This window comes from Exiguobacterium sp. s91 (assembly GCF_018618915.1).
Taxonomy (GTDB): Bacteria; Bacillota; Bacilli; order Exiguobacteriales; family Exiguobacteriaceae; genus Exiguobacterium_A; species Exiguobacterium_A abrahamii.
In genome coordinates, this window is sequence record NZ_JACSMZ010000001.1 from 1,619,743 (window position 1) to 1,646,175 (window position 26,433).

Sequence of the window (26,433 nt, forward strand, 5' to 3'; positions counted from 1 at the left end):
GCACCTGAAAATCGATGCGGGACGTTGCGTCATAATAATGGTGAAATCAAGCGCGAGAGCGACTCAAAAATGCGGAAACGAAGCGGACGTTTGACGTAATCGTTCGATGATAACTGAATCGAGACATCGAAATCAGCGATGAAGTCACGCTCGAGCTGTTCCGTACTTTCTGTGTCGTACAAGAACGCCATCAGTTCATAGTTGAGGACAAAACTGCGAATATCCATGTTTGCCGTTCCGACGGCACCGATCTTCCCGTCGACGAGAAACAGTTTCGCATGGATGAAGTGACGGTTATACGTATAAATCTTGACGCCGTCCTTCAAGAGTGGTCCGAAGTAAGAGCGGGTCCCGTAATAAGACGTAAAGCTGTCGCCTTTACCCGGCGTCAAGATACGGACGTCGAGTCCGGCACGTGCTGCGAGTCGGAGCAACGTCATTGTCTCATTGTCCGGAATCAAGTACGGTGTCGCAATCCAGATCGAACGTTGCGCTGCGATGATCGCGGCAATCAACGCATTACGAATCGCGGGATCTTTCGAGGTCGGTCCGCTCGTGACGATTTGAATCGCCCCGTCTGACGCCACATCATGTTTCGGGAAGTACTGGTGGATCGACTCATCCCCTGCAAACGTCTCCCATGTGTCACTCGATTCAATTTGGGCATAGATCCAGTCGTCGAGGAACGTCGCTTGTAATTCCTTGACGGCGCGTCCTTCAAGCCGCAAATGCGTATCACGCCAAAAACCGAACTTCTTACTCTTACCGTCGTACTCATCCCCGACGTTCAATCCACCGGTGAATCCGACTTTTCCATCAACGACGACGATTTTTCGGTGATTGCGGAAGTTCGCCGTGAAGATGAACAAGGGACTTGAGATTGGGTCATAGGCTGCGATATGCGCTCCCGCGTCGCGTAGCGGGCGCAAGAAGTTCTCACCGAGCATATAACTTCCGAGTCCGTCATACATGAATCGAACCGTCACACCGGCTTCGAGTCGCTCGATCAATGCTTCCCGGATCGCTTTACCTGTCTCATCGTTCCGATAGATGTAGTACTGGATGTGGACATGATGCTGCGCTTGACGAATCGCCTCCAAAATCGCCGGGAACGTCTCTTCCCCGTTCGTCAGAATGTCACTTGCTGTATGAACGTCCACCCCGCCACCACCAAAGTTACGAATCGTGTTCGCAAGCTTCAAATGATTCGGTGGCAACTCACTGACAGCAAGCGACCGAACTGGACGAATCGCTTGCTTGAGCAATTTCCGTTCGTCATGCGAACGACGATTCCGGCGCCGGCGCCGTGGATTCCGACCGAACATCAACCAGATGATGACTCCGAGAATCGGTAAGAAAATTAGAACGAGAAACCAAGCGATCGTTGATTCTGCGGTCCGGTTCTCGATGAAGATGATCATGATGACAGCAAGCGGCACGACCGTCGCTGAAATCGTTAAGACATAAAATAAATAGCCGAGTTGATATAGTCCCCAAATGATACCGCCGGCGACTAAAAATACGAGTGCGAATTGTAAAATCCGGTTACGCACAGACCTTCCTCCTTCAATTAACATACCTTCACTAGTATTCTTTCCCCATTCACTATGAAAATATAACAAAAAAAGAGAAACCGCAGATACGGTTTCTCGAAAGATTGACCTCTTATAAAAATGTTTCTTCGTACATCTCGCGACCAGGGATTGGATCATTCAGTGACGCCCAATCCTTTTCGTGTTCCTGGACGAGACACGCATCGAATAGCGCTTCGAGCTTCTCTTGCTCCAGTCCGATGCCGATCAAGACGAGTTCGGTCCGTCGATCCTCATCTGATGCAAAACGACCAGCGTATTCCATGTTCGACGCATATCCTGCCTGATGGAACAACAATGCCATCTCAGGACGTGTCGCAAGGAACAAGAAGCCTTTTGCCCGGACGACTTCTTGCGGCCAGTCTTCAATCAAGGCTAGCAAGCGCTCCGGGTGGAACGGCACGTCGCGCTTGTAGACGAACGAACTGATTCCGTACTCTTCCGTTTCCGGAATATGTTCTTCCGCATTCAACTCGCGAATCCAACCGGCACTCGCTGCCGCTTGTTCAAAATCAAATAGATCAACGTCTAAGATGTCTGCCGGATCGACTTGACCATACGTCGTCTCGATCAAGCGGGCAACTGGATTTAATGCCTTTAGATAGCCGATGACGGTATGGCGTTCTTCCGGTGTCAAACGATCAACTTTGTTCAAGACGATGATATCCGCGAACTCGACTTGATCGACGAGTAGGTCGACGACTTCGCGCACGTCTGTCTCATCGACTGCCTGTTTCCGCTCAATCAACGATTCACCGGATTCGAAGTCCTTCAGGAAACGATAACCATCGATGACCGTGACCATCGCATTGATTTTCGTGACTTGTGATAAGTCGATGGCGCTGTCCGGATCTTCGTACGTGAAAGTCTGGGCGACCGGAATCGGTTCCGAGATACCACTCGACTCGATGACGATACCGTCAATATCGCCTTGGTCGACGAGGCGTTTGACTTCAAGCAAAAGATCATCGCGTAACGTGCAGCAAATGCACCCGTTCGAAAGTGTGACGAACGACTCTTCCGTTCGCGAGAATCCGCCTTGCTCAATCAATGCCGCGTCAATGTTGACCTCACTCATGTCGTTGACGATGATCGCGAGGCGGCGCCCTTCGCGATTATGTAGTAAATGGTTCAATAGTGTCGTTTTACCGGATCCAAGATATCCAGATAAAACGGTGATCGATATCGGTTGCATCATCATTCATCTCCTAAAACGTAATCGTTACGTTTTATAGAGTAACCGACTTTTTACCTGACGTCAATCGGAATGATTTCGATTTATTTTGTTCCCTAAAAAAGCCGATAAGCATCGACTCAAGGAGTAGACCAGGCTGACTCCAAAAAAATGACGCATCTTCTCACGCCCTTTACTCAGGCGAGACACAAGCCAGTTTTCCTGCTTCCTTCAAGCAGGAAAGCGGGTCTTGTTTGTCTCTGACAGCGCATAATGCGCTTTTTCCTGTAGGAGTGGCGTGTGACGCGTCATTCTTTGTAGATACTGGCTTTAGAGTCAGCTCCGTCAGATATTCCGAAGCACAAGAAAAGAAACTTTTTTTCGCTCGGAATCTCTTCTTAGGGAAATACAAGCAGGAGCGACCCTGCAACGAAGTGAAGCGGCGCGATGCTTGTCCCAGGAAAACGATTCGAGTGAAACGAAAAAGCGTAACCTTACTACTGAATTTGAATCGGTAAATCCCATGTCACCCCGATCAAATCCGTGATCCGTTCCGCTGCCTCATGCGAAAAACCAGCAATCGTGTAATGGTTCGTATCCGCAATCACATGATACATCCCATTCGGTAAACTATCGGCGAACGCAGCGTGAGCCGTATTGATTTGTTCTGTCAATGCCGGATTCAACCAACTTTCCGGCATACCGCCTGCCCAGTTCGAAGCAGACAGGACGAGGACCGGCTGTGTCACGTCTTCAAGCAACGAAAGAATCAGCTGATTGTTCTCCTCGACCGTTTGCCATTCGTCGAGCGTCCCCCGCCAATGTCCAGGTGCCGCAAAATGCCGCCACATCGGTAATTGATCAGCTTCCGGTAAGACACTGAACATCTTTTTGCCGAGACGATCAGGAATCATCCAGGCGATCGGTCGGACGTGACTAAGGAAATAGAGGAATCGATTCCACTCCTCTTGTGTTCGTTCGTACCAGTTCGGTAATGCCGCATCGACATCCGGATGCGACGGATCGAGCAAGACGATGCCGCGTGTCTCGTCTGCAAACAATCGTCCACTTGCGAGCGAGATATAGGCTCCGAGCGAGTGCCCGATGAAGACATACGGTCCTTCGACACGAAGCATCCGTAAGACGTCCGCGAGCTCATCTGCTTGATGCGTAAAGAGTCGTTTATTTTTACCACGACTCGACCGACCATACCCGAGACGTGAATATTCAAAGACCCGCCCTCGCTTCAATAATTCAGTTCGTAGCCAGCCCCATTGGTGTCGATTCGACATCATCCCGTGATCAAGGACGAATGTGACGTCCCCACTTCCTGTCAGCCGGGTATCAAAACGACCGGCTGATGTTTCAACAATATATTCCATATACTACCCCTACTTCCATTCATTCAAATAACGAGATCTCTAGCTCGTATCCAAGGATGTTCAAGTAATCAAATAACTGGGATCGATGATGATAGAGATGCACGGCTGCTTCGATTGCCCAGCCGTTCATCGAGTCGGTAACGCCCCAGTACGTCGGACGGGTCGTAAATCCGGTCGTGACTTTCTTCTGATAGATAGAAAACGCACGATTGATTCGTTCATTTAACTGATCGCGCGGGACCGGTTCCGTATAAAACGCCTGCATCGCTTCAGCCGTCGCCCCTTCTGCGATCATCAAATCGGCTTCAAGCAACACAGCGAGATGGACGGCGACTTCACCGATGGTCCGTTTCCCAGGGATTGGTCGCGCGTCCCAGTCCTGCGCTTCAATCTTCTCAAACAACGCTTTCGACGTCTTCACACCAACGCCGACATGGCGGATGAGGGCATGTTTCCAGTCAGTCATGTGCATTCCCCCAAGCGATCGCACGTTGTTCGAGTTCCTTGACGAACGCATCTTTGCCGGCGATATAGGCTTCGATATCAAACGGATATGTTGCCGCTAATTGTTCCTTTAATGCCCCGTAAGCAGCGGCTTCTTCTGGATGGGTACGTAAATAATCCCGGAAGACGAGATGACGCTTTATTTCTCGATTTCCCGTCGCATAGAGATGAATATGATGCGTCCGTTCGTCTCCACCTTTTCGGTAGTACCGACGCCCCGGCATCCCGAATTCACCCTTCGCCTCGTAACCGATTGCTTCCATCTGTGCATCGAACTGCTCGATCCCCTCAAGCGCATCGACGACGGGTAAGATATCGATGATCGGTTTTGCTGCGAGTCCCGGAACTGATGTGCTCCCCATATGATGGATCTGCTTAAGACGTGCTCCGAACACGTCTCGTAACCGGTCCGCTTCTCGTGTATATGCACTCGCCCATTCTGATTGATACGGTAACACAATGACTTGTCGCATGGTCGTTTCTTCCCCCTCTCAATTCAGTATGCCAGTTTTTGGGGTAAAACAAAACGACCATCCGCTTTGGAGGTCGTTTCGTTACACATACTGTTTAATGAGAGTTAATCCTTCAGATAATCATACAGCTTCGCAGGTCCACCAAGTCGGAGATCAGCGATGATATGCTGGGCATCGACGATCTTTCGAACAGGGAAGTCAGCGAGTGGTGCCATGACATGTTCGAACAACTGGAGCCGCGCCGGTCCACGGTACGCTTCTTTAATCTCAAGATCCGTGATTTGACTCCGTGTCAGCTCAGAGATGATCAACTCACCTTGATAGCCACGATGTTGTTTGAGCATGAATTGCGGTGCACCGATGATTGATTGTGCTTCTTCGACCGCCATCGGAACATATTTGTATCCCATCGTCGCTTGGGCGACACGAAGTGAATGATAGTCAAGCGTACCGACGAGTACATCATTGTCGAGATAAAGCCGGGGTGAACCATACTTCTTCGGAAACGCAGCTACTTCACGACCAGAGGCGATCGCCGGCTGATTGTTGACATACATCGAGAGGTAAAACTCACCGACCTCCCCTTGATACCGAACCGGAATGACTTGCCCGCACTCAAGATAATTCCCAAGACCCGTGCTATCCGGCATATTGATGATCTCAAACTTGATCTGATTACTCAGCACCTCGAGCGGTTCCGGAACGACTGCTTGTAACGCTTCGATGTCTGTCTCATAGATGATGTTCAAGTATTCCCGATTCCGAAAAAAGATATCGACCGCCGGAAAGACCGGTGCATTGATCGGCGTCGCGACGACGTTCTTTACATCGCTCTGTTTCATTTGAATTCCTCCTTTATGCGTTTAACAATGCGGCAAAGCGTGTGACACTTGTTTCAAAATCAGGAACTGTCTTCGCTGTTTGCGCTTCCTCGACGATTTCTTGAATGAGTGAGTTGAACGGTGTTTTGATATCGTACGTGTTGCCGTACATTGTTACGATCCCATTGATGAAACGAATTTCGGTCGGTTGCCCTTTTTGTAAGTCCTGCAACATGCTCGCTTCTAAGTCACGTGATCCGTACATCAATTGTGGCACGGTGATCAGTTTTTCATCGATATCGTCAAGTGTTGCGTAGGCTACCGGCTCAAACGTACTCATCGGCGCGAATGTGATGCCGTGGGCGTGACCGACTTCAACGACTTCTTGCATCGTATGGATTGCTGCGCGTAACAAGACCGGATGATCGAGAACGTCGCCATACGTACCGTTACACGCAGCGGATAACCCACTGAACGTACTATTGATGACGAGTTTTGACCATTTCGTTCCCGGTAGATTATCAGAGATTTCCGTCCCACCGATGTGATCAAGGATTTCCTTCAAGTGAATGATCCGGTCCGTCTTCTTACCGTCCAGTTCACCGATTTGCATCGCATACGTCTTGAAGTGCTCGTAATCCGATGTCAGACGTGACTCGCCTGGTCCGAAGCATGTCGCTCCGAACTCGACGGATCCCGCGATGATACGTTCGCGTGGAATCTGTTGTTGAATGAATTCTTCCGGTACACCGTTTTGCAAGGAGACGAGAATACCGTCTTCCTTCAAGATCGTCCGGACTTTCGCCAGGACCGGTTCATTGTAGACCTGCTTCGTTAGCAACAATACGATATCGTACATCTCCGTGATGTCATCCGGATGCATCGCATGGACGGCTTGCGTCAAATCTGGTCCAATGACATGCGCGCCTGTTGTGTTTAGCGCTTCGATATGTGCGCGATTCGTATCGATCAAATCGACATCCTCATACTGTTGACTTAAATAAGCTCCCATGATGGTTCCTAGTGATCCTGCTCCGTAAATTCCGATTTTCATTTCTATCACCTCTGGTATTTACGATATACTGGTTTCATCATAAACAGAAATATATATATTTATATATTTTAATAACCTGTAGATTATGTCAGGAGGATATCATGGAACTCTTACATTTGAATTATTTTCGTCACGTCGCGGAGGAATTGAACGTGACGCGTGCTGCCGAACGATTATTCATCAGTCAGCCCGCCCTCAGTGCGACGATCAAAAAACTGGAGCGTGAATTGAACACGACGTTGTTTCATCGAAAAGGCAGAACGATCAGCTTGACCGATAATGGAAGACTTCTACTGCAGTCAGTCGAAAAAATTGAACACGAGCTGACACGGGTCCAGGAACGCATGGCGCGAAATGATGCCTCTACCGAAACGCCACTCAGCCTTGCCAGTTCGCATGGTCGCTTCATCCAATTGATTCTACGAGAATTTCTCCTGCCGCAGACGGCACCCTTGTTCAATTCGGACATCCTCTCGAATCGCGACATTTTAAGCGGCTTGCTCCATCAAGAATTCCATTTCTCGATTAGCTTCATGGAACTCAAGCATCCGCTCATTACGAGCGAACCGATCGTAGAAGAGGATATCGTCATCACCTATCCTGCTTCCTATTCAGAGAAAGAAGCGATTACGGCGCTCTATGCGGATGCAACGGAAACTGCCTTTTTGTTTCCCTCCCACAATAAGGACTACAACCGCTTCATCCAATTGAAGATGGCGGAACTAAACATCTATGCCGATACCTCGCACTATATTGATGACGTCTCACTGCAACTCGCCTTACGCCAGCAACGGTATTTCAGCTTCGTTCCCATCTCCGTCTGTCGCGAGATGGGACTTCCCTTCATCACAGACGATGTGTTTACCATTACGTCACGACTCTACATGTCGCACGCGACGAATCAATTAACAGTCGAGGAAGCAACCATCTACGAACGCATTAAACGATTTCTACTCTCACAACGCACATATCTAGCCAAATAGAAACGGATGCCTGCATATGCAGACATCCGTGTGACATATTACTTCGTGATGAAGTAGCGTGACTGATCGAGATGATCTTTCGCTGTATAGATGTTGAGTTTGTACGAGCCGTTCGTCAATGCCTTACGCATCTTCAAGACATAGTTCCCGTGCTGATCCGCCACGTCTTGAGCGATCAATTGATAACCAGATTCTGTTTTTTGGTAGAGTCGGACAATTTGTCGTTTTTCGACTTTACCTGTCAACGTCTTTTTGCCTGACCATTTTTTGACCGGATACGTGTTCTTGATCGTGAACGACGCCTTTTTCGTGATCTTATTCGAGATGTCTGTCGACTTGACCGTGTACGTACCTGTCGTTAGACCGTTCTTGACCGCAATCTTGAAGCCGCTTGCCGTCGTTTTCGCTTTCGCGATCTTCGTTGATCCTTTATAGAGCGTCACGTCAAGACCTTCAGTTGCTTTGCCGCGGAGGACCGTTGAACCGTAGACTGCTGACTTTTTATCGATCGCTGGTGTCGCAACGACGCCTGTTCCGACTGTGACGTTCGTTTCTGTCTTCATGAAGCTAAGTTCAGAGACGATCGTCAACTTGTCACGCAATTTGAGCGGACGTGTTCCGACTTCGTATTGACCCGCTTCGTTTGCTGTTGCTGTTCCAAGAACTTTTTCGCCAAGTTTGACTGTGACTTTCGCACCTGGAACGGCTTGACCAGTAACGACTTTTGCACCCGGTTTAACTGCTTTTGCCGAGACCGTGAAGTCTTTCATCGGAACGTTCATATTGAATTTAAGGAACGTACCTGTCTCACCTGGACGTGTTTCACCTGTGTTCGTGATGCCTTCATACCGCTTGACGTACGGTGCAGCTGCAACCGCTGAATCAAAGCTGACCGTCGTCGGCTTACTTGCGACGAGTGACCAGTTGTCATCGGCTTTATAATCAACCGGTTGTTTCGCTTTAATGAAGTCCGAAATGACGTTACGTGTTTCGTAGGCTGATTTGTAGACGATGTTCTTTCCGCCACCAAGACCTGGGAACGTCGCACTGCCTGCGCGGTAGTTGTTCGTCGCAACAAGGAATTCTTGGTCGTCGGCGATCGCTTTGCCTTGATACTTGATGTTTTGAACACGGTTTGCGTCTTTGTTGACGACGACACCGTTATAGTCAAACTTCGCTGGTTTCGTGATATCGATTTCATACGTCAATCCATCGAGGATATCGAAGTTGTAGCTACGGAAATCTTTGTTCAACAAATTCGTTTGCTCACCGCCGACTTGGTTGAACTGACCGGCTGACATTTCGAGCCAGTCTTTGACGTCAGCACCTGTTACTTTGACGACTTCGAGTGTATTCGGATAAACATAGAGATCGGCGACGTTCTTGAGTGCGATTGGTCCTTTTTTGATCAATGTATAATCGGATGCGTTGACTTGGTTACGACCACCAGTCTTGAATGGTGCACCTGCTGACAACAATGGAAGATCTTTATATTTCGCGAGATCGGCATTTTCTTTGAGTTGTTTCTCGACATACCATTTCTGAGCGTTCGTTACGAACTGAACTGAATCATCGTCTTGCGCGAGAGCGAAGAAACTTTGGATGTCGTCATTAATCGTTCCGACTTCTTGACGAATGTACGCGAGTGTTCCTTCATGTGCTTTTTCAATCAACTTGACGGCACCGGCATCTGCTGTCGTGTCTTTCGTGACATCCGCTAGTTTCGCACCTGACGTATCAACGACCCATTTCCCGTCGACTTGCTTCAACTCAAGATCGATGACACCGACGTTCTTTCCTTGTGTGTTTGCCATGACGACCGGTTTACCATTGATTAGACCTTTTTCTTTATCAACATTCGGCAATTTATTGAACGCTGAATCGACTGCCGGGAACTTTCCGTGCTGATGACCTGTCATCAAGACATCGATGTCTGCAACTTTTGTCAATGCGTAGCCGACGTTCTCATCGCCATCTTTTTGATCCGTCGTATCCCCGATACCTGTGTGTGCGAGTGCAACGACGACGTCTGCGCCAGCATCTTTTAATTTCTTCGCTGTTGCTTTCGCAGTCGGGATGATATCTTCAGCCGTGACTTTCCCCGTCAGGTTCCCCGCATCCCATGCCATGATTTGTGGCGTGACGACTCCGAACACACCCACCTTGACTGTTTTCATGTCACCGTTCTGGTCCTTGACTTGACGTTCGATGATTTGATAGTCTTTTCCATCTTTGTTGTAGTCCGCGACGATCGGCTTTTTCGTGACTGCATCCAATACGTTCGAGTTGACGAACTTGATTGAACCGCTCGAAGCACTCATCGCTGACTTGAGGAAATCAAGACCGAAGTTGAATTCATGGTTTCCGAGCGTGACCGCATCATAACCGAGGTATTCCATCAATTCGTACATCGGATGTTTGCCTTTGTTTCCTTTGTCGTACTGGTTCTTGACGTAATCGCCAAACGGCGTTCCTTGAAGTGTATCCCCGTTATCGAATAAGAAACTGTTCGTTGCGCCCACTTCAGTTTGTTGCTGTTTAATGACCGTAGCGGCTTTGACGAGACCAATCGTTTCGTCCTGCGCATCCTTGAAGTAATCGTAGTTCATTGAGTTCGTATGTAAATCCGTTGTTTCTAGGAAGCGTAACTTGACGACACTGTTGTCGGCAGCAAGTGTCTTGACTTGAACGACTGGTACGAGCATCGGTGCGATCAATGTCGACGCGATGACGAGTTTCGTTGCTTTTTTCATATGGATTTTCCCCCCAGGATGTTTTGACTGCTTCATTAATTTAGCATGGTTCGATTATAGCTAATAGCCCTTTCAAATAGGTCGGACATCCGTCTTATTTAACCTACTTAACTAATTCCAAATACTGGCTTAACATTGTTGATTTTACCTTTACAAACCAAGTTTACATGGTAAAAAAAGGAGAAGACTCAAATGAGATGAATCACGCAAAAAAACGATACATTTCAGGACATGAACCTGAAAACGTATCGTTTATGATTGATGTAGAACGTAACTGTTCCTTCTCGACCCCTACAGGAAAAGAAAACATGTTTTTCGCTTTCGCCCGGCAGATGAAACATAGTTTAGGATACCGCGGCTTACCTTCCGCCTGTGGAAAGCGGCAATGACAGCAACGTTCGTCGTCCCCATTCAGGGCACATCTCCTAGTGGAGGAGCTTCATCACTCCACGTCCCTTAAACCGTTTTCTCTGGTTTCCGTCGGACGACATAACCAAGAATTCCGCCAAGTAACGCAAGCCCTGCGGCGTATAGTACTGTCCAGCCTGCCGTCTGTTGAGCGAACTCGAATAAGACGTCACTGCGCCATTTCATTGCGAACTGAACGTACGAAGCTTGACTGACGATGAAGCTGATGACACCGATCGCGATCGCAAAGACGAACGGATCGATGATCGATTTGAAGCTTCGGATACTACAGACGAAGTAGATCGCAAACGTTACAAGCAACAACACCCAATACGCACTCTCACTGGAGACATTCGGTGGCGTCGCTCCTGCCGATTCCGCATCAATCACTTGAATCGTCTGCCGCGCGACGCCGTAATCAACAGGATTGAGCTTCAATTGTGTTGCTGACAAATCAGGACGTTCTCCACCGAGTAACGTCAACAATTGTTCTGTCACCCGGTCCGTGTCGATCCCATCGACGACTTTTTGGATCGAGTCATTGAGCTGATCCGTTGAGGTCTCCCCGTTCAACATCGAGACGGGGATTTCAGCATTCGCTCCAAGGACGTCTGCTTGATACACGACTTGACCGCCGTGGATCCAGTCGTACATCCCGCCACTTCCGGCGTTCAGACTCGCGACGGTGAGTGCCGTCCGTAGTGAAGAATCGCCGTCATATTCCGCTTCGTCCTGTACCGTAAAGACGAGTTGAAGCGTACTTGCGAGCATCAAAATCAGTAAGCTGGCACGTCCAGCAGCTGTCAGACCGGATAACTTTTGCGGGAAGAACGCCATCCAACCAAGCAAACTGACGACGAGAAGCGGTAAGATGCCACTCATCGCATAGCCGTCTTGTAACGAGAGGAATGGCACGTCGTTTCCGCGTCCGGCAAGGACGAACCAGATGATCCCGACGGTTAAGAAGAAACTAACCAATCGAATCGTCCACCCAAGACGACTTGCCTTAATCCGTAATACTAAAAATAACAGGACAATCAAACCGATGCCAAAAACGGAATAGAGTAACGTGCCGTAAGAGACATCAAACGTAAGTGGTGCAAGAACTTGCTTTAAGTCAATCCCAAACAACGATAAGACGTCGCCGGCAGAACTCGCATCGAGCACCTGATTGATGATCCCTTCCCGGACCGCGCTCGGCATCGTGATCGATAGCCCACCGACGAACAGAAGTATCAATGACACCGTGATGTCTGCATCTTTCCAGGAGACGTCCGCCTGTTGCATCTGCGTCACAAGATCCTGATAGTCTGAGGATGAGGTGATTTGTGAAGTCAAAAATGCCATCACACCATAGATGACACCGAAAAAGATGAGACCGATGAGGACGCCAAACAGGACATCCCAGACGGAAAACCGTCGTTGTTTCCTTTCTTGCCTTGACTCCATCCCATTTCCTCCTTTTAATGTCTGATGTTTGAATATTCCTGCTACAGCGAAACCAAAAACATCAATTTCATTCAACAGCCATTATATCCCACCTTTTCTCTGACTGTCTCCACTGATTTCCAAAATAAAAACCGACTTCTCACAGTGAGAAGCCGGTTGAACGATCAGGTGCCATGGTATTTTTTTCTCTATTAGATGCCTTCGTATGCTTGTTCCATGATCGTCCGTAACTCAGCGACAAGCGGCATCTTCGGATTCGCCGTCGTACATTGATCCTCGAAGGCATCGACTGCCATCTTATCGAGTTTTGCCTCGAAGTCTGCTTTTTGAATGCCTTGCGCCTTGAATGACATCTTGATGTTGAGACGTTGTCCAAGATCAGCAACGGCTTGGATGAGGGATTCGACCCCTTGCTCCGTCGTTGCTGCCGGAAGACCGAGGTAGCGTGCGATGTCGGCATACCGTTCATCCGCAACGAATGATTCGTATTTCGGGAATGCTGCTAGTTTCGTTGGACGTGATGCGTTATAGCGAATGACGTGTGGCATCAGGATCGCGTTCGTCCGTCCGTGTGGCGTATGGAACTCGCCACCGATTTTGTGCGCGATCGAGTGGTTGATGCCGAGGAAGGCGTTCGCGAATGCCATCCCTGCCATCGTTGACGCATTGTGCACTTTTTCGCGTGCTTCAGCGTCTGATCCGTTAGCATATGCTCGTGGCAAGTAGTCGAAGATCATCTTGATTGCTTTGAGTGCCAGTCCATCCGTGTAGTCGTTCGCAAGCACCGAGACGTATGCTTCTGTCGCATGCGTCAAGACATCCATTCCGGTATCAGCAGTGATTGAAGCTGGGACGGTCATGACGAATTCTGGATCAACGATTGCGACGTCTGGTGTCAATGCATAGTCAGCAATCGGGTATTTGACGTTTTTCTCTTTATCCGTGATGACGGTAAACGGTGTTACTTCTGAACCCGTACCAGAAGTCGTCGGAATCGCGACGAACTTCGCTTGACGACCGAGTGTCGGGAATTGATACGCCCGTTTGCGGATATCGAGGAATTTTTGACGTAAGTTTGAGAACGTTTCGTTCGGTTGTTCATAGAAGAGCCACATTCCTTTTGCAGCATCCATCGCTGAACCACCACCGAGGGCGATAATCAAGTCAGGCTTGAAATCACGCATCGCTTGAGCACCTGTCTGAACAGTCGTCACCGATGGATCTGGTTCGACTTGGTCGAAGATCCGGTAACTGACGGACTGTGGTAAGTTTTGAATTACTTTATCGGCATACCCGAACTGTACCATCGTTGGATCCGTCACGATCATGACACGTGAGACGTCAGTCATCGACCGCAAGTACTGAACGGAGTTCTTTTCGAAGTAGATTTTTTCAGGGACCTTGAACCATTGCATGTTCACGCGTCGTCTCGCCACCTTTTTGACGTTGAGTAAGTGCTTCGCTGTCACGTTTTCAGAAACAGAGTTTTTCCCGTATGATCCACAACCGAGTGTCAGTGATGGTGTCAACTCGTTGTACAGATCACCGATTCCGCCATGAGCAGATGGGCTGTTGACGAGGATCCGGCAGGCTTTCATGCGGAGTCCGAACGCTGTCATCAAGTCATCGTTCGTCGTATGAATGACGGCTGTATGACCGAGACCACCGATTTCAAGCATCTGTTCGGCAATCGTAAACGCTTCTTCGGTTGAAGCGACGCGGTACGCACCGAGGACGGGACTGAGTTTTTCATGAGACAGTGGTTCTGCTGCTCCGACGTGCTCGAGTTCCGCGACGAGCATGACAGTTGTTTCCGGAACATCGATTCCGGCTTTTTCTGCGATCCATGTCGCAGGTTTCCCGACGATGTCCGCGTTGACGGCACACGTATCGGTTTTGATGACGAGTGATTCGAGGCGTTGTTTTTCTTCCGGTGTACAGAAGTAACAACCGAGTGCTTCCATTTCCGCACGAACCGTCGCATAAATCTCTTGGTCGACGATGACGGCTTGCTCAGACGCACAAATCATCCCGTTATCAAACGTTTTTGAAAGAACAAGATCGCTGACTGCCCGTTTGACTTTCGCAGACTGTTCGATGTAACACGGAACGTTCCCTGGTCCAACACCAAGTGCCGGTTTACCTGTTGAATACGCCGATTTGACCATTCCTGCTCCACCTGTCGCAAGGACCATGGCGATTTTTTCATGGTTCATCAAGACTTTCGTTGCTTCAAGTGATGGTTCTTCGACCCATTGAATACAGTCTTTCGGTGCTCCTGCTTTGATGGCTGCGTCGCGGAGTGTTTTCGCTGCTTCAACGGAACAACGTTGTGCCGATGGGTGGAACGCGAAGACGATCGGGTTGCGCGTCTTGATCGCAATCAATGCTTTGAACATCGTCGTTGATGTCGGGTTCGTGACCGGTGTGACACCACAGACGACACCGACGGGTTCAGCGATATATGTGATGCCGTTTTGGACATCTTCTTCTAAAATCCCGACCGTTTTTTCATGACGTAGACTGTTGTAGATGTATTCTGTCGCAAACATGTTTTTAATCATCTTATCTTCAAAGACACCGCGTCCCGTCTCTTCTGCCGCGAGACGAGCGAGTTCGACGTGCCGTTCAAGTCCGGCAAGTGCCATATCCCGAACGATCGTATCGATTTTTTCTTGATCGAATGTCAGTAATTCTTGTAATGCGCGTTGCCCTTTTTCAACGATTTGTCCAACTGCTTGTTCGACCGGCGTTGCCGTCGATTTTGTTTTTTCTTTCACAGCCATGAGTGGTTTCCTCCCTGTCGTGGAACGAATCTGAGTTTGATTTGCCAACCATTATGTCAGGAATGCCAAGCTGTTTTTCAATAGTTTGTGCTTTCCTTCACAAATCAATCATAACCCCTTTTTCCTGTTTTGTGCATGACCATCCTGTGAATTCCCTCACACCTTTGATAGCGTTTACAACTGTTGTGAAATCTTCTTTTTCATCATTTTGCTTCATGTACATGGATGTGTGCGATTTGTCACACCTCGCATTTTCGTGACTTGATAGCCGTTTCATCATCTTGTATTCTGATATGGGGTACATATTAAGAGCTACCACTAAAGGAGGACACTTGAATGTCAGTTGTACAGGAAATGCTAGCCTTCAACGAGCGATTCGTCGCCGAAAAACAGTATGAACAGTTCGTCTCGGATAAGTTCCCAGACAAAAAGGTCGTCATCCTGACGTGTATGGATGCCCGCTTGACGGAACTCCTCCCACACGCACTTGGTCTTAAGAACGGGGATGCGAAGATCATCAAAAATGCCGGTGCTATCCTATCGCACCCATTCGGTTCCGTCATGCGCTCGATTCTCGTCGCGTTGTATGCTCTTGGTGCTGAAGAAGTCGTCGTCATCGGTCACCACGACTGCGGTATGAGCACGATTGATCCAAAACACATGATCAGTGAAATGAAGGATCGGGGCATCGACCAACAGATTCTTCACACACTCGAAGTATCTGGTGTTGATTTGAATCAATGGTTGCGTGGTTTCACGTCAGTTCAAGAAAGCGTCGCTCACTCGGTCAGCCTCGTGAAGAACCACCCATTACTACCACCTGGGACGAACGTCCACGGACTCGTCATCGATCCGGGTACTGGTAAGCTCGACGTCGTCGATTGCTGATCACTCTTTATAGAAGAAACGCAAATAGATTCAGATATTCTACTCCGTCTTAAATTAAAGATAACGTGCCATATTTTCTCGTAACGGAGAAGGATGGCACGTTTTTTGTATGAGTCATTTTCAGTGATCAAAACGCTTCTCATTTCATGCTTCGGGGTATAACAGAATGTAACTTCTTGTGGAGAGCTAAAAAGCGTATCATTCATCTTTCGATTACGAGGTCAGACTTTTACTCTTGACAGCATTCCAACATGGCTGTAAGATACTTTAGTATAGTACAGTGATAACAAAAGAAAGTGTGGTTTTACTGAATGATAAACGCCGTATTGTTTGCCGTCTTTTTACTATTTATTTTAGCGATCTTCCGCGTCCACATCGTTCTCGCGATGGTCATCAGTGCGTTTGCCGGTGGTCTTGTCGGTGGTCTTGACCTGACTGCGACGACAAAAGCATTCTCCGGTGGTCTTGGTGACGGAGCAGAAATCGCCCTTAGCTACGCGATGCTCGGTGCATTTGCCGTCGCCCTCTCGAAAACAGGTTTACCGGATGCACTTGCTCACTCTTTGATTGCGCGTTCGCGTGGTAACGCAAGTGCCGCTTCCGTCAAAAAATTAAAAGGATTCATCTTGTTCGCGATTCTCTTGCTTGCGATCAGTTCACAAAACGTGTTGCCGATCCACATCGCATTCATTCCAATCATCATTCCGCCGTTGCTCGGTCTCTTTTCTCAGCTTAAGATCGATCGACGCCGGATAGCGATCATCATGACGTTCGGTCTTGTGACACCGTACATGTTCTTACCGGTTGGATTCGGAGACATTTACCTCAATCAGATTTTGCTGAAGAACCTGAAGGCAAATGGTCTCGATACTGCTGGAGCTTCCGTCATCGAAGCAATGGCGATTCCAGCACTCGGAATGGTCGTTGGTCTCTTGATCGGTTTGTACACCTACCGGAAAGAGCGGACGTATGAGATTCGCGACATCGCTCCAGACGATTATGAAATTCCGGTCATCACGAAAACGAAGCTTGTCTTAAGTGGAGTCGTCGTCATTGCGACCTTGATCGTACAACTACAGACCGGATCAATGATTCTCGCTGCGACAACGGGGTTGATTCTCTTCTTGTTACTTCGTCTTGTTCGCTTCAGTGAAGCAGATGACGTCATTACACGCGGTATGCGCATGATGTCATTCATCGGTTTCGTCATGATCTCAGCGAACGGATTCTCAAACGTCTTGCGTAAGACGGGCGATATCGAGCCTCTCGTCGAGAACTCGAAAGCGTTGATGGGCGATTCGCAACTCGTTGCCGCCTTCGTCATGCTCTTGATTGGTCTTCTCGTCACGATGGGTATCGGCTCGAGTTTCTCAACCGTTCCAATCATCGCTGCCATCTTCGTTCCACTATGTATCCAGTACGGATTCAGCTTAGAAGCGACGATTGCCATCATCGGGACATCCGGTGCTCTCGGTGACGCGGGTAGCCCGGCGTCTGACTCGACACTCGGACCAACGAGTGGCTTGAATGCTGATGGTCAGCACGATCACATGCGAGAAACGGTCATTCCGACGTTCCTGCACTACAACATTCCATTACTCATCTTCGGTACGATCGCTGCGGTCGTATTGTAAAAACAAGGCGGATTCGCTGTCATCGCGAATCCGTCTTTTGAATTGTCTCCGTTTTTTTCCTTTTCATTTCGTCCTCGGTTCTCTAAAATAAAGGAATGAACTGATACAAAGGAGTTGTCTAACGTGTTATCTCAAGTCGTCAACCAGATTTTGCTTTCGCTTGCCGATCTCGGATATTTCGGCATCGCCCTCGGGTTGATGATTGAAATCATACCGAGTGAAATCGTCCTCTCTTACGGTGGATTCATGATTTCCCAAGGAACGATCGGCTGGCCGCTCGCCATCGTCGCTGCCGTCATCGGTGGATTATTCTCGCAATTATTCTTATATTGGTTCGCTCGCTACGGCGGTCGTCCCCTTATTCTGAAATATGGAAAGTATGTTTTGATCTCAGAGCATCACTTGGATTTAGCCGAGCGTTGGTTCTTAAAGTACGGACAAGGCGTCATCTTTGGCGCCCGTTTCATCCCGGTCGTCCGTCATGCCATCTCGATTCCGGCAGGTCTTGCTAAGATGGATCAATCGAAGTTTTCTCTTTATACGGTGCTTGCGATCATTCCATGGTCGATCTTATTCCTCTATCTTGGTGAAACGCTCGGAACGAACTGGCGCTCGATCAAGGAAGTCGCTGCACCGTATACGAACGGTGTCTTAATCGCTGCTGTCGTCTTGATCATCTTCTACGTCATCTACAAACGCCGTCAACGAACGGTTTGAACAACTAGCAGTCTGTCTGACGACGGACTGTTTTTTTAAACAAACAGGAGGTCCTGCCATGCTCACATCCCCGCTTGCCCATTTTCCACTCCGTCGTTTGACTGCCTCCTACCGGGCGGGTCATCCCGTCGCGACTGGGATCACCGTCGACGGACATATTTTAATCGTCGAAGAAACCCTCGACGAAGCACGCAATGAACACGTCCTTTCCATTCATCAATTGAAGGATGATTGGCGTAAGACGACGATCGTTAAAAAAAGCGAAATTGATTTTTCGCTCGTCGATCGATTTCCGGATGGACGTTTGTTACTCGTCGCTTCCCGTTGCGATGATGACGTAGACGGAACGTGGTTGCCGAATGCCTTTATTTATGATGTTCAGGGAAATCTAGTCAATCAATTTTGTTTAGATGATGGGATTCAAAACATGCAAATCGATGAACGAGGGTGGATTTGGGTCAGTTATTTTGACGAAGGTGTCTATGCTGACGCCGTAACCAGTTCAAATGGTGCCTTTGGTCTCGTCGCTTTTGACGATACGGGCGAAGTACAATATAAAAACCGTCAATACCCGATTGATGATTGTTACGCCTTAAACGTCTGTTCATCAAAAGAAGTCTGGTTCTTCTACTACTCTGATTACCGTTTCATTCGTATCGATCAAGAGGAAGATCTCGTCTGTGAGGCACCTACGATCGCCTTTTCTCAGTTCGCTCGGTACGACGATTTTCTGCTTGCCGCAAATTCTGATGAAGCACATTTACTCGAACGGAAAGGTACGCTCTTTGAAAGTGTTCGTTCGATTCGATTCATGACAGAACAGGGAAATACCCTGTCAGGTGACCTTACAATGCGTAATGACTTGATCGTACTAGCGACCTCGGAACACCTATATTTCGGGAGACTCGGTCAGCGACTTGTCTCTCTCTTAGCAGGCAAATGAAAGCCATTACACAGTTGTTTCATAATCTTTTTACTTTTGAAAACCTCTAACCCAAATTTTCAAAAAGACTAGCGAGTTCTATCTGAGGATAGTATACTCAGCGTTATAGTTATTCGGACAAATTGTCTGAACATTATGACGTCACAGAATTTTTTTGGGGGAAATGATGAGTTCGAATTTGAAACGAGATTTAACAGCACGACAGGTACAAATGATTGCACTCGGAGGAACGATCGGGGTCGGTCTTTTCCTTGGAGCATCGAGTACGATTGCTTGGACGGGACCATCTGTCTTACTCGCGTACATGCTAGCAGGAGTCTTTATCTTTTTTATCATGCGGGCACTTGGTGAGATGGTCTACACCCATCCTCACAGTGGTTCGTACGCAAAGTTCGCAAACGACTATATCCATCCAGCAGCTGGCTTCTTGACAGCAAGCAGTAATATCTTCAACTGGGTCGTCGTCGGGATGAGTGAAGTCATCGCTGTCGGGACATATTTACGCTTCTGGTGGCCGGAACTACCGACTTGGATTCCAGGCGTCGTCGTCATCATTCTCTTGACGCTTGCGAACCTTGCTTCCGTCAAGATGTTCGGTGAACTCGAGTTTTGGTTCGCCTCAATCAAGGTAATAACGATTCTTCTAATGATCGTCGCTGGACTTGGAATCATCTTCTTTGGTTTAGGGAATGACGGAAACCCGGTCGGCTTCTCGAATCTTTGGGCGAACGGTGGATTCTTCACGAATGGTTTCACCGGCTTCTTCTTTGCGCTCTCGATCGTCTTCGCCTCTTACATCGGAGTTGAGTTGATCGGCGTGACAGCCGGAGAAACGAAAGATCCAGAAAAGAACATCACGAAGGCGATCAATGGTGTCGTCTGGCGAATCTTGATTTTCTACGTCGGATCCATCTTCATCATCGTCACGGTGTATCCATGGAATGAGTTGTCGGATCTCGGCAGTCCGTTCGTTGCGACATTCGCCAAGGTCGGTGTCACGATTGCTGCCGGGATCATCAACTTCGTCGTCATCACGGCCGCTTTATCCGGTTGTAACTCCGGGATCTTCAGCGCAAGCCGGATGATCTATGCATTGGCTGAAAAAGGACAAGTGCCGTCCTTCTTCTTGAAAGTCAATAAACGCGGCATTCCATTCTACACGGTCTTCGCGATTTCAATCGGGATTTTCTTCGGTGTAATTCTCGATATCACCTTGCCACTCATTCTCGGGAAGGATACGAACATCTTCGTGTATGTCTACAGTGCTTCGGTACTACCAGGGATGGTACCGTGGTTCGCGATTTTAATCAGTCATATCCGGTATCGTAAACTCGAAAGTGAACGGACAGCCTCACATCCGTTCAAGATGCCCGGTGCGCCGGTGACGAACTATCTGTCGATCGTCGCGCTGGTGATAGTGCTAGTCGGGATGTTGTTCAACGATGAGACACGCGTCTCGATCTTAATCGGAGTCGCTTTCTTGATCTTAAGTACGGTCTATTACATCGTAAAAGTACCGAAAGTCGAAAAATAAACGTCTGTCTCTCCTCTCATGACCGCATGAGAGGAGTTTTTTGATGGAGATTATTTTCTATATTGACATTGAATAATATTCATGATAGATATTTTTTCGCGAACGCTTAAACCCTTAAGACGTCGTAACATTCTTGATTTCAATGCGTAAAGCCGTATTTCATCTACTATTTTTCTAATAAATAGATAAATTTTCAGAATAAATAGTCTTTTTATTCGAAGTGTATTTTTATGTTTTGAGTTCGTTTGAGCGGGAATATTCTCACCATACACATAATATTTCATGTGTAGAACAATCACGTTAAAACATTTTAACGACAGAAAGGAGAGATGTAACATGAACGGATTCAATCGTTTCCTACTCGTCCTGATCGGCATTCTCGGTTTAGTCAGCGTCGGTCTTCTTGTACTTGGCGTCTATGATGTTCCACGACTCAGTCCTTTGATTGAACAGTGGCAAGATCAACAATGGTATAGCTACACGATTTTATCACTTGGTGGCTTCCTAGCATTCGTATTTGTCATTCTATTATTCACTGGACTACTCAGTCGTTCAAAAGGACAACGTCTCCTGATTCAAACGGGTGACGGGAATATCACGATCTCTAAGCAAACGATCGAACGAACGGCACTCGAGTCGATTCGCGGTATCAACGGCGTACGTTCGCCACGCGTCAACGCAGACATTCACTCGAAAAAAGAAACCGTCGCGCTTGAAGTTGACTGTTCCGTCTTTGGTCAAGAAGGCTTGCCGACAATCGGAAAAGACATTCAAGAACGCGCCAAGAACTCGGTCGAATCTTTACTCGAACTACCTGTCACAAAAACACGCGTCCGGATCAGTGACACGAAGACAAAAACGTCTGAACGCGTCATCTAAGATACGAGAGGAGGAAGATCATGAAAACGAGCGAAGCACTTCGTCCGTACCGCTACCGTCTACTCGGCGGGCTAGTCGGACTGATCCTCGCCACCTTGTTCTTGACGATCGGTTTTGGACCGACGTTGTTGATCATCGTATTCGCAACAATCGGTTACTTGATCGGTCAGTGGCGGGATAACGCGCTCGATGTCGAAGGATGGATTCAGTTCTTTCAACGGGATTGAGCATACAGAAAATAAAAAATCATTCAACTCACATTAAAAGGAGAGATTTCTCATGGCTAACGAAATCAACACTAAACAAAACGAAAACGAAGTAGTACGCGAAAATAAACTCACATTCGAAGATCAAGTCATTAAGAAAATCGCCGGTATCGCATCAAATGATGTCAAAGGCATCCTCTCAATGAGTGGTGGCTTCATGAGTGGATTGACAGATCGTTTCCGGAGCACGGAAGATATCACAAAAGGCATCGACGCGGAAGTCGGCGAACGACAAGTCGCACTCGACTTAAAAGTCATCGTCGAGTACGGCAAAAACATCCCGTCCATCTTCCAAGACGCTGTAACGAAAATCAAAAAATCAGTCCATGATATGACAGGACTCGATGTCATCGAAATCAACATGCATGTCGAAGATGTCATGACGCGTTCCGAGTTCGACGCAAAAAGTAAATCGTCGAAAGAAGAGGAAGAAAAACGCGATTTGAAATAAGACAGTCAACTAGATAGCCGCATAAAATGGACCCGCTTAAAAACGGGTCCATTTTTTTACTTTTTCAATGCCCCACGTGCGTTCAACGCAGCAAAGATCACCATCGCAATACTGAGAACAGCAGCGACGATCAAACCTTGCCAATAAACCGACCAATCAATCTCCGGACGGGTCAACACACTGCGCATCCCTTCCATGATATAGGTCGTCGGATTGATCGTCGCGGCAATCTTGAGCCATTCGGCTTCAATCAAGTCTTTCGGCACGAATGTCGTCGACAGGAAAATCAGCGGAAAGAACAAAAGTGTTCCGGCTTGCGCGGCTTGGGCGTTCCGTGTCTTCAAAGCGACACCGACCGAGTAACCGGCAAAGGCGAGACCGAAGCCAAGCGCGAGTAAGATCGTCAAGAAAAAGCCACTGACACCGACTGGAATCGATAGACCAAGCAAGAATGCCATTCCGAAGATGAGTAATGTTTGAACGAATAATTGCAGCATCCCGGCAAGCATCGGTCCGAGGACGATTGCGGTCCGGGAGACCGGTGTCAATAAGAGTCGAGCGAAATAACCACTCTCGATGTCCTTGACGAGTGCTTGCCCCGCTCCCCCTGCTCCGCCGACAGCACCCGAGACGATCGAAACAGGCAAAATGAAGTTCAAATAATCGACGCCGTCGAATTGAGGTAAGTTCGAGATGCCGGAGAGACCACTCGTGTAGACGAGCAGGAAAAAGACACTGATGATCAAGTTCGGAATGAAGGAAAACGGATTACGTAACGTGACGAGGAGACTCCGACGCATCAAAAACCACGTTTCACGTATCATGTCACGATTCCTCCTTATAAGCTTGTCCCGTCAAACGAATGAAGACATCATCAAGCGACGGTTGTTTGACGACCAGTGACGTAGCGACCATTTTTCGTTCATCAAGAAAACGGACGACCGCGCGCAATGTCTCCGTTCCCCGCGAAGGAATGACGAGGCGGTCTTTTTCCTGACGACCGGCAAACGTCTCTAAGACGATCCGTTCGTTCTCTTTTTCAGCTAGCGTCAATTCGATCCGCTCTTCTCCATTTGCTGCTTTCAGCTCAGCTGCCGTTCCTTCGGCAATCAATTGTCCCTCATTGATGATCGCGATTCGGTCGGCTAGCTGATCGGCTTCTTCCAAATACTGTGTCGTCAAAAAGATCGTTGTTCCGAACTCTTCGTTTAATCGTCGGACCTCGTTCCAGATTTGTACACGGCTCGCGGGGTCGAGTCCTGTCGTTGGTTCGTCAAGGAACAAAACAGTCGGTTGATGGACGAGCGTCAACGCCAGATCAAGCCGTCGTTTCATCCCGCCGGAGTAAGTACCTGATCGACGCTGACCGTCTTGATCGAGTCCGACGAGTCGTAGCAATTCTTCTGTCCGTTTCTTAGCTTCCGTCTGACTTAATCCAAATAATTTTCCCTGTAGGACAAGTAATTCAAGACCGGTCAAATCCTCATCGATGCCGGTATCTTGAAGGGCGACCCCAATTTGCAAGCGAACCTGTTTTTCCTGTTTGACGACATCAAATTCCTGAATCGTCGCTCGACCACCGGAAATTGGAATCAACGTCGTCAGCATCTGGACGGTCGTCGACTTTCCAGCCCCGTTCGGTCCTAGAAAAGCAAAGATCTCTCCTGCCTCTACATCGAACGAGATGCCTTTGACGACATCTTTCCCGTCATACGTCTTCGTCAAATTCTCGACATGAATCATCTTCATTCCTTCTTTCCCTGAATTCAAAGTCATGTCCAAGATTTTCCCGTTTTTTCTGTTCTCGAATCAAAAAAACTTTTATACAGATGGCGTAACGTACAATCATTCCACACGAACTATTCAGCGATTTTTGCATATAAAAACGCGCTCTCAAAAGAGAACGCGAGATTAAAACATATACCTATTTCATACCTGAAATATTGTATCCTTCGATGATGTACTTTTGGAAAATCATGAAGATGATGATAATCGGGATGACCATGAAAGTAGCTCCAGCCATTTGCAATCCGTAATTCCCACCATGTTGCCCCTGCAGTAACGCTAAGCCAACAGATAGAGTGTACAATGATTCGTCATTCGCGATGATGAGTGGCCATAAGAAACTATTCCATGCTCCAATGAATGTTAAAATTCCCTGTACCGCCAGAATGGGTTTTGACATCGGAAGAACGATTGAGAAGAAAATACGCCATTCACTTGCTCCATCTAGTCGAGATGCCTCTAGCAGCTCATCTGGAATCGTCGTCATGAATTGGCGAAATAGGAACACGCCGAACGCACCAACTAATCCAGGTAAAACGATTCCTGTCATCGTATTCGTTAACCCCATTTGATTAAGCATTAAATAGACTGGAATCATTGTTACTTGACCTGGGATCATCATTGTAGCGAGTACTCCAATGAATAGTAACTTACTCCCTTTAAAACGAAATTTGGCAAATCCATAACCAGCCATCGCCGTTAAGAGTAGACCGAAAAACGATGCTAATACAATCAAAAGTGTATTTTTCAAATAGGTCAAAAAGTTTAGGTTCACGAATAAATTAACGTAATGCTCAAAAGTTAGCTCTTTTGGCCAAATCGTTAGCGGAAGTGCTAAAATTTCTGCATCCGTTTTTACTGAAGAAAGAACCATCCAAAAAAACGGTAAGAGAAAACAAAGACCTAGTAACGTCAATACCGTTGCAAGACCCCATTGAAAAGTAGCCTTCTGTCTTCTTTTCTCCGGACGTGCGATTGGTGAAAATCGAGCTTCCTTGCCTGTTACAATCACAGGTTTTTCTTTCGGAATCATCGAATCGTCCCCCCTTCCTTAGTATGGATTATCATTTTTTTGAACACGGAACTGGATCAATGTGACGGTAATGATTAAAACGAATAGGACAACGGATCCAGCAGCAGCATATCCGAAGTTACTCAGTTGGAAACCGTTTTGATAAATGAACAGCGCCAATGACGTCGTTGAATTCAACGGTCCACCTTCCGTCATAATGAACGGTTCCTCAAAAAATTGAATCCATCCAATCAATGTCGTCACCGTAACGAAGAAAATGGCATATCGTAAGAGAGGAATCGTGATCTTAAACATTTGTTGAAACGTACTGGCTCCGTCGAGTGCAGCTGCTTCATAATACGTTCTTGGAATCCCCTGTAATGCCGCAAGGAAGATAATCATGTTGATTCCGACAGCCCGCCATAAGGCTAATAGGATCAATGATAATTTTGCAACAAGTGGATCTTGCAACCATGGAACATCCGGTAGATGAATTGCATTCAGGATAAAATTAAAGAGCCCGTATTGGGGATTGAATAAGAATCCCCAAACGACGGCAACAGCAACAACGTTCGTAATCGACGGCATATAAAAGACGACACGAAACCATTCAAATACTTTTCCACGACCAAAGTTAATCGCAATGGCAATGGAGAGCGAAAGTGTAATGACAAGTGGTACACCCAAAATGACATAAAAAACCGTGTTCGTTAATGCCTTTAAGAAAACCTCATCTTTAAAAATTTCAAGATAGTTTGAAGTACCGATCCATTCGATGTTTGCATAGTTCGCGATTCCCGCTAAATCCATGTTCGTAAAACTCATCACTACGGCGACGAAAAGCGGCGTAATCGAAAACAGAAACAGTAAAATGATGGTAGGTGCAATGAACAGATAAGGCGCCTGATGGTTGAGCAACCGTCTCATTCAGAGGACTCCTTCCTT

The 26,433-nt window shown here is 47.6% G+C and carries 23 protein-coding genes; 9 read left to right on the forward strand and 14 right to left on the reverse strand.

Annotation, left to right across the window (positions count from 1 at the left end):
- Positions 1–29: 29 nt before the first annotated feature.
- From KNQ06_RS08520 to KNQ06_RS08550, 7 genes are all read right to left on the reverse strand, one after another.
- The gene (locus tag KNQ06_RS08520; RefSeq protein ID WP_215147975.1) at positions 30–1,553 is read right to left on the reverse strand and encodes a cardiolipin synthase; all 1,524 of its coding nucleotides are present in this window, start codon (positions 1,551–1,553) and stop codon (positions 30–32) included.
- 112 nt (positions 1,554–1,665) lie between these two features.
- Complete coding sequence (locus KNQ06_RS08525) at positions 1,666–2,787, reverse strand: GTP-binding protein (protein WP_215148290.1); 1,122 nt, start codon at positions 2,785–2,787, stop codon at positions 1,666–1,668.
- 476 nt (positions 2,788–3,263) lie between these two features.
- Entirely contained in the window at positions 3,264–4,148 is an 885-nt protein-coding gene (locus KNQ06_RS08530; RefSeq protein WP_215147977.1) for an alpha/beta fold hydrolase, read from the reverse strand.
- Between the two features lie 19 nt (positions 4,149–4,167).
- Positions 4,168–4,614 carry a DinB family protein gene (locus tag KNQ06_RS08535; protein ID WP_215147979.1) on the reverse strand — a complete coding sequence of 149 codons (447 nt, stop codon included), beginning with the start codon at positions 4,612–4,614 and terminating at the stop codon, positions 4,168–4,170.
- Positions 4,607–5,125, reverse strand: a complete 519-nt coding sequence (locus tag KNQ06_RS08540; protein ID WP_214857300.1) for a GrpB family protein — start codon at positions 5,123–5,125, stop codon at positions 4,607–4,609. Before KNQ06_RS08540 ends, KNQ06_RS08535 begins: the two co-directional genes overlap by 8 nt.
- Before the next feature lie 104 nt (positions 5,126–5,229).
- Positions 5,230–5,967 (reverse strand): acetoacetate decarboxylase, encoded by a 738-nt coding sequence (locus KNQ06_RS08545; RefSeq protein WP_215147981.1) that lies wholly within the window; start codon positions 5,965–5,967, stop codon positions 5,230–5,232.
- Between the two features lie 13 nt (positions 5,968–5,980).
- Positions 5,981–7,000, reverse strand: coding sequence for a ketopantoate reductase family protein (locus KNQ06_RS08550; protein ID WP_215147983.1), 1,020 nt, complete (start codon positions 6,998–7,000; stop codon positions 5,981–5,983).
- A 101-nt stretch (positions 7,001–7,101) separates the two neighbouring features.
- Between KNQ06_RS08550 and KNQ06_RS08555 the strand changes: the two genes are divergently transcribed.
- Positions 7,102–7,983, forward strand: coding sequence for a LysR family transcriptional regulator (locus tag KNQ06_RS08555; protein ID WP_215147985.1), 882 nt, complete (start codon positions 7,102–7,104; stop codon positions 7,981–7,983).
- A gap of 38 nt (positions 7,984–8,021) precedes the next feature.
- Here KNQ06_RS08555 and KNQ06_RS08560 read toward each other — a convergent pair whose 3' ends face one another.
- From KNQ06_RS08560 to adhE, 3 genes are all read right to left on the reverse strand, one after another.
- On the reverse strand, positions 8,022–10,736 hold the full coding sequence (locus KNQ06_RS08560) for a bifunctional 2',3'-cyclic-nucleotide 2'-phosphodiesterase/3'-nucleotidase (protein ID WP_215147987.1): 2,715 nt from the start codon (positions 10,734–10,736) through the stop codon (positions 8,022–8,024).
- A 456-nt stretch (positions 10,737–11,192) separates the two neighbouring features.
- Positions 11,193–12,593 (reverse strand): hypothetical protein, encoded by a 1,401-nt coding sequence (locus KNQ06_RS08565; RefSeq protein WP_215147988.1) that lies wholly within the window; start codon positions 12,591–12,593, stop codon positions 11,193–11,195.
- Between the two features lie 191 nt (positions 12,594–12,784).
- On the reverse strand, positions 12,785–15,379 hold the full coding sequence (adhE, locus tag KNQ06_RS08570) for a bifunctional acetaldehyde-CoA/alcohol dehydrogenase (RefSeq protein WP_050677042.1): 2,595 nt from the start codon (positions 15,377–15,379) through the stop codon (positions 12,785–12,787).
- A 336-nt stretch (positions 15,380–15,715) separates the two neighbouring features.
- Here adhE and KNQ06_RS08575 point away from each other — a divergent pair, with 336 nt between their 5' ends.
- The 8 genes from KNQ06_RS08575 to KNQ06_RS08610 all read left to right on the forward strand — a co-directional run bounded on the left by KNQ06_RS08575 (position 15,716) and on the right by KNQ06_RS08610 (position 22,691).
- Complete coding sequence (locus tag KNQ06_RS08575; RefSeq protein ID WP_023467896.1) at positions 15,716–16,267, forward strand: beta-class carbonic anhydrase; 552 nt, start codon at positions 15,716–15,718, stop codon at positions 16,265–16,267.
- 314 nt (positions 16,268–16,581) lie between these two features.
- Complete coding sequence (locus tag KNQ06_RS08580) at positions 16,582–17,901, forward strand: Na+/H+ antiporter family protein (protein ID WP_214724763.1); 1,320 nt, start codon at positions 16,582–16,584, stop codon at positions 17,899–17,901.
- Positions 17,902–18,024: 123 nt separating this feature from the next.
- On the forward strand, positions 18,025–18,618 hold the full coding sequence (gene uptA, locus KNQ06_RS08585) for an undecaprenyl phosphate transporter UptA (RefSeq protein WP_214724688.1): 594 nt from the start codon (positions 18,025–18,027) through the stop codon (positions 18,616–18,618).
- Positions 18,619–18,676: 58 nt separating this feature from the next.
- Positions 18,677–19,561 (forward strand): hypothetical protein, encoded by an 885-nt coding sequence (locus KNQ06_RS08590; protein WP_214769449.1) that lies wholly within the window; start codon positions 18,677–18,679, stop codon positions 19,559–19,561.
- Positions 19,562–19,724: 163 nt separating this feature from the next.
- Positions 19,725–21,095 carry an amino acid permease gene (locus KNQ06_RS08595; protein WP_215147989.1) on the forward strand — a complete coding sequence of 457 codons (1,371 nt, stop codon included), beginning with the start codon at positions 19,725–19,727 and terminating at the stop codon, positions 21,093–21,095.
- Between the two features lie 336 nt (positions 21,096–21,431).
- Positions 21,432–21,974 (forward strand): alkaline shock response membrane anchor protein AmaP, encoded by a 543-nt coding sequence (gene amaP / locus KNQ06_RS08600; protein ID WP_215147990.1) that lies wholly within the window; start codon positions 21,432–21,434, stop codon positions 21,972–21,974.
- Between the two features lie 20 nt (positions 21,975–21,994).
- Positions 21,995–22,201 carry a DUF2273 domain-containing protein gene (locus tag KNQ06_RS08605; RefSeq protein ID WP_023467890.1) on the forward strand — a complete coding sequence of 69 codons (207 nt, stop codon included), beginning with the start codon at positions 21,995–21,997 and terminating at the stop codon, positions 22,199–22,201.
- Positions 22,202–22,253: 52 nt separating this feature from the next.
- Positions 22,254–22,691, forward strand: coding sequence for an Asp23/Gls24 family envelope stress response protein (locus tag KNQ06_RS08610; RefSeq protein ID WP_050677037.1), 438 nt, complete (start codon positions 22,254–22,256; stop codon positions 22,689–22,691).
- 56 nt (positions 22,692–22,747) lie between these two features.
- On the opposite strand, the gene KNQ06_RS08615 is transcribed toward KNQ06_RS08610, so the two are convergent.
- The 4 genes from KNQ06_RS08615 to KNQ06_RS08630 form a co-directional block, all read right to left on the reverse strand.
- Positions 22,748–23,515 carry an ABC transporter permease gene (locus tag KNQ06_RS08615; RefSeq protein WP_023467885.1) on the reverse strand — a complete coding sequence of 256 codons (768 nt, stop codon included), beginning with the start codon at positions 23,513–23,515 and terminating at the stop codon, positions 22,748–22,750.
- A 1-nt stretch (position 23,516) separates the two neighbouring features.
- Positions 23,517–24,440, reverse strand: a complete 924-nt coding sequence (locus tag KNQ06_RS08620) for an ATP-binding cassette domain-containing protein (RefSeq protein ID WP_251133500.1) — start codon at positions 24,438–24,440, stop codon at positions 23,517–23,519.
- A gap of 175 nt (positions 24,441–24,615) precedes the next feature.
- Positions 24,616–25,509, reverse strand: coding sequence for a carbohydrate ABC transporter permease (locus tag KNQ06_RS08625; RefSeq protein WP_149427120.1), 894 nt, complete (start codon positions 25,507–25,509; stop codon positions 24,616–24,618).
- Between the two features lie 18 nt (positions 25,510–25,527).
- Positions 25,528–26,415 (reverse strand): carbohydrate ABC transporter permease, encoded by an 888-nt coding sequence (locus KNQ06_RS08630; RefSeq protein ID WP_149427119.1) that lies wholly within the window; start codon positions 26,413–26,415, stop codon positions 25,528–25,530.
- Between the last annotated feature and the right edge of the window lie 18 nt (positions 26,416–26,433).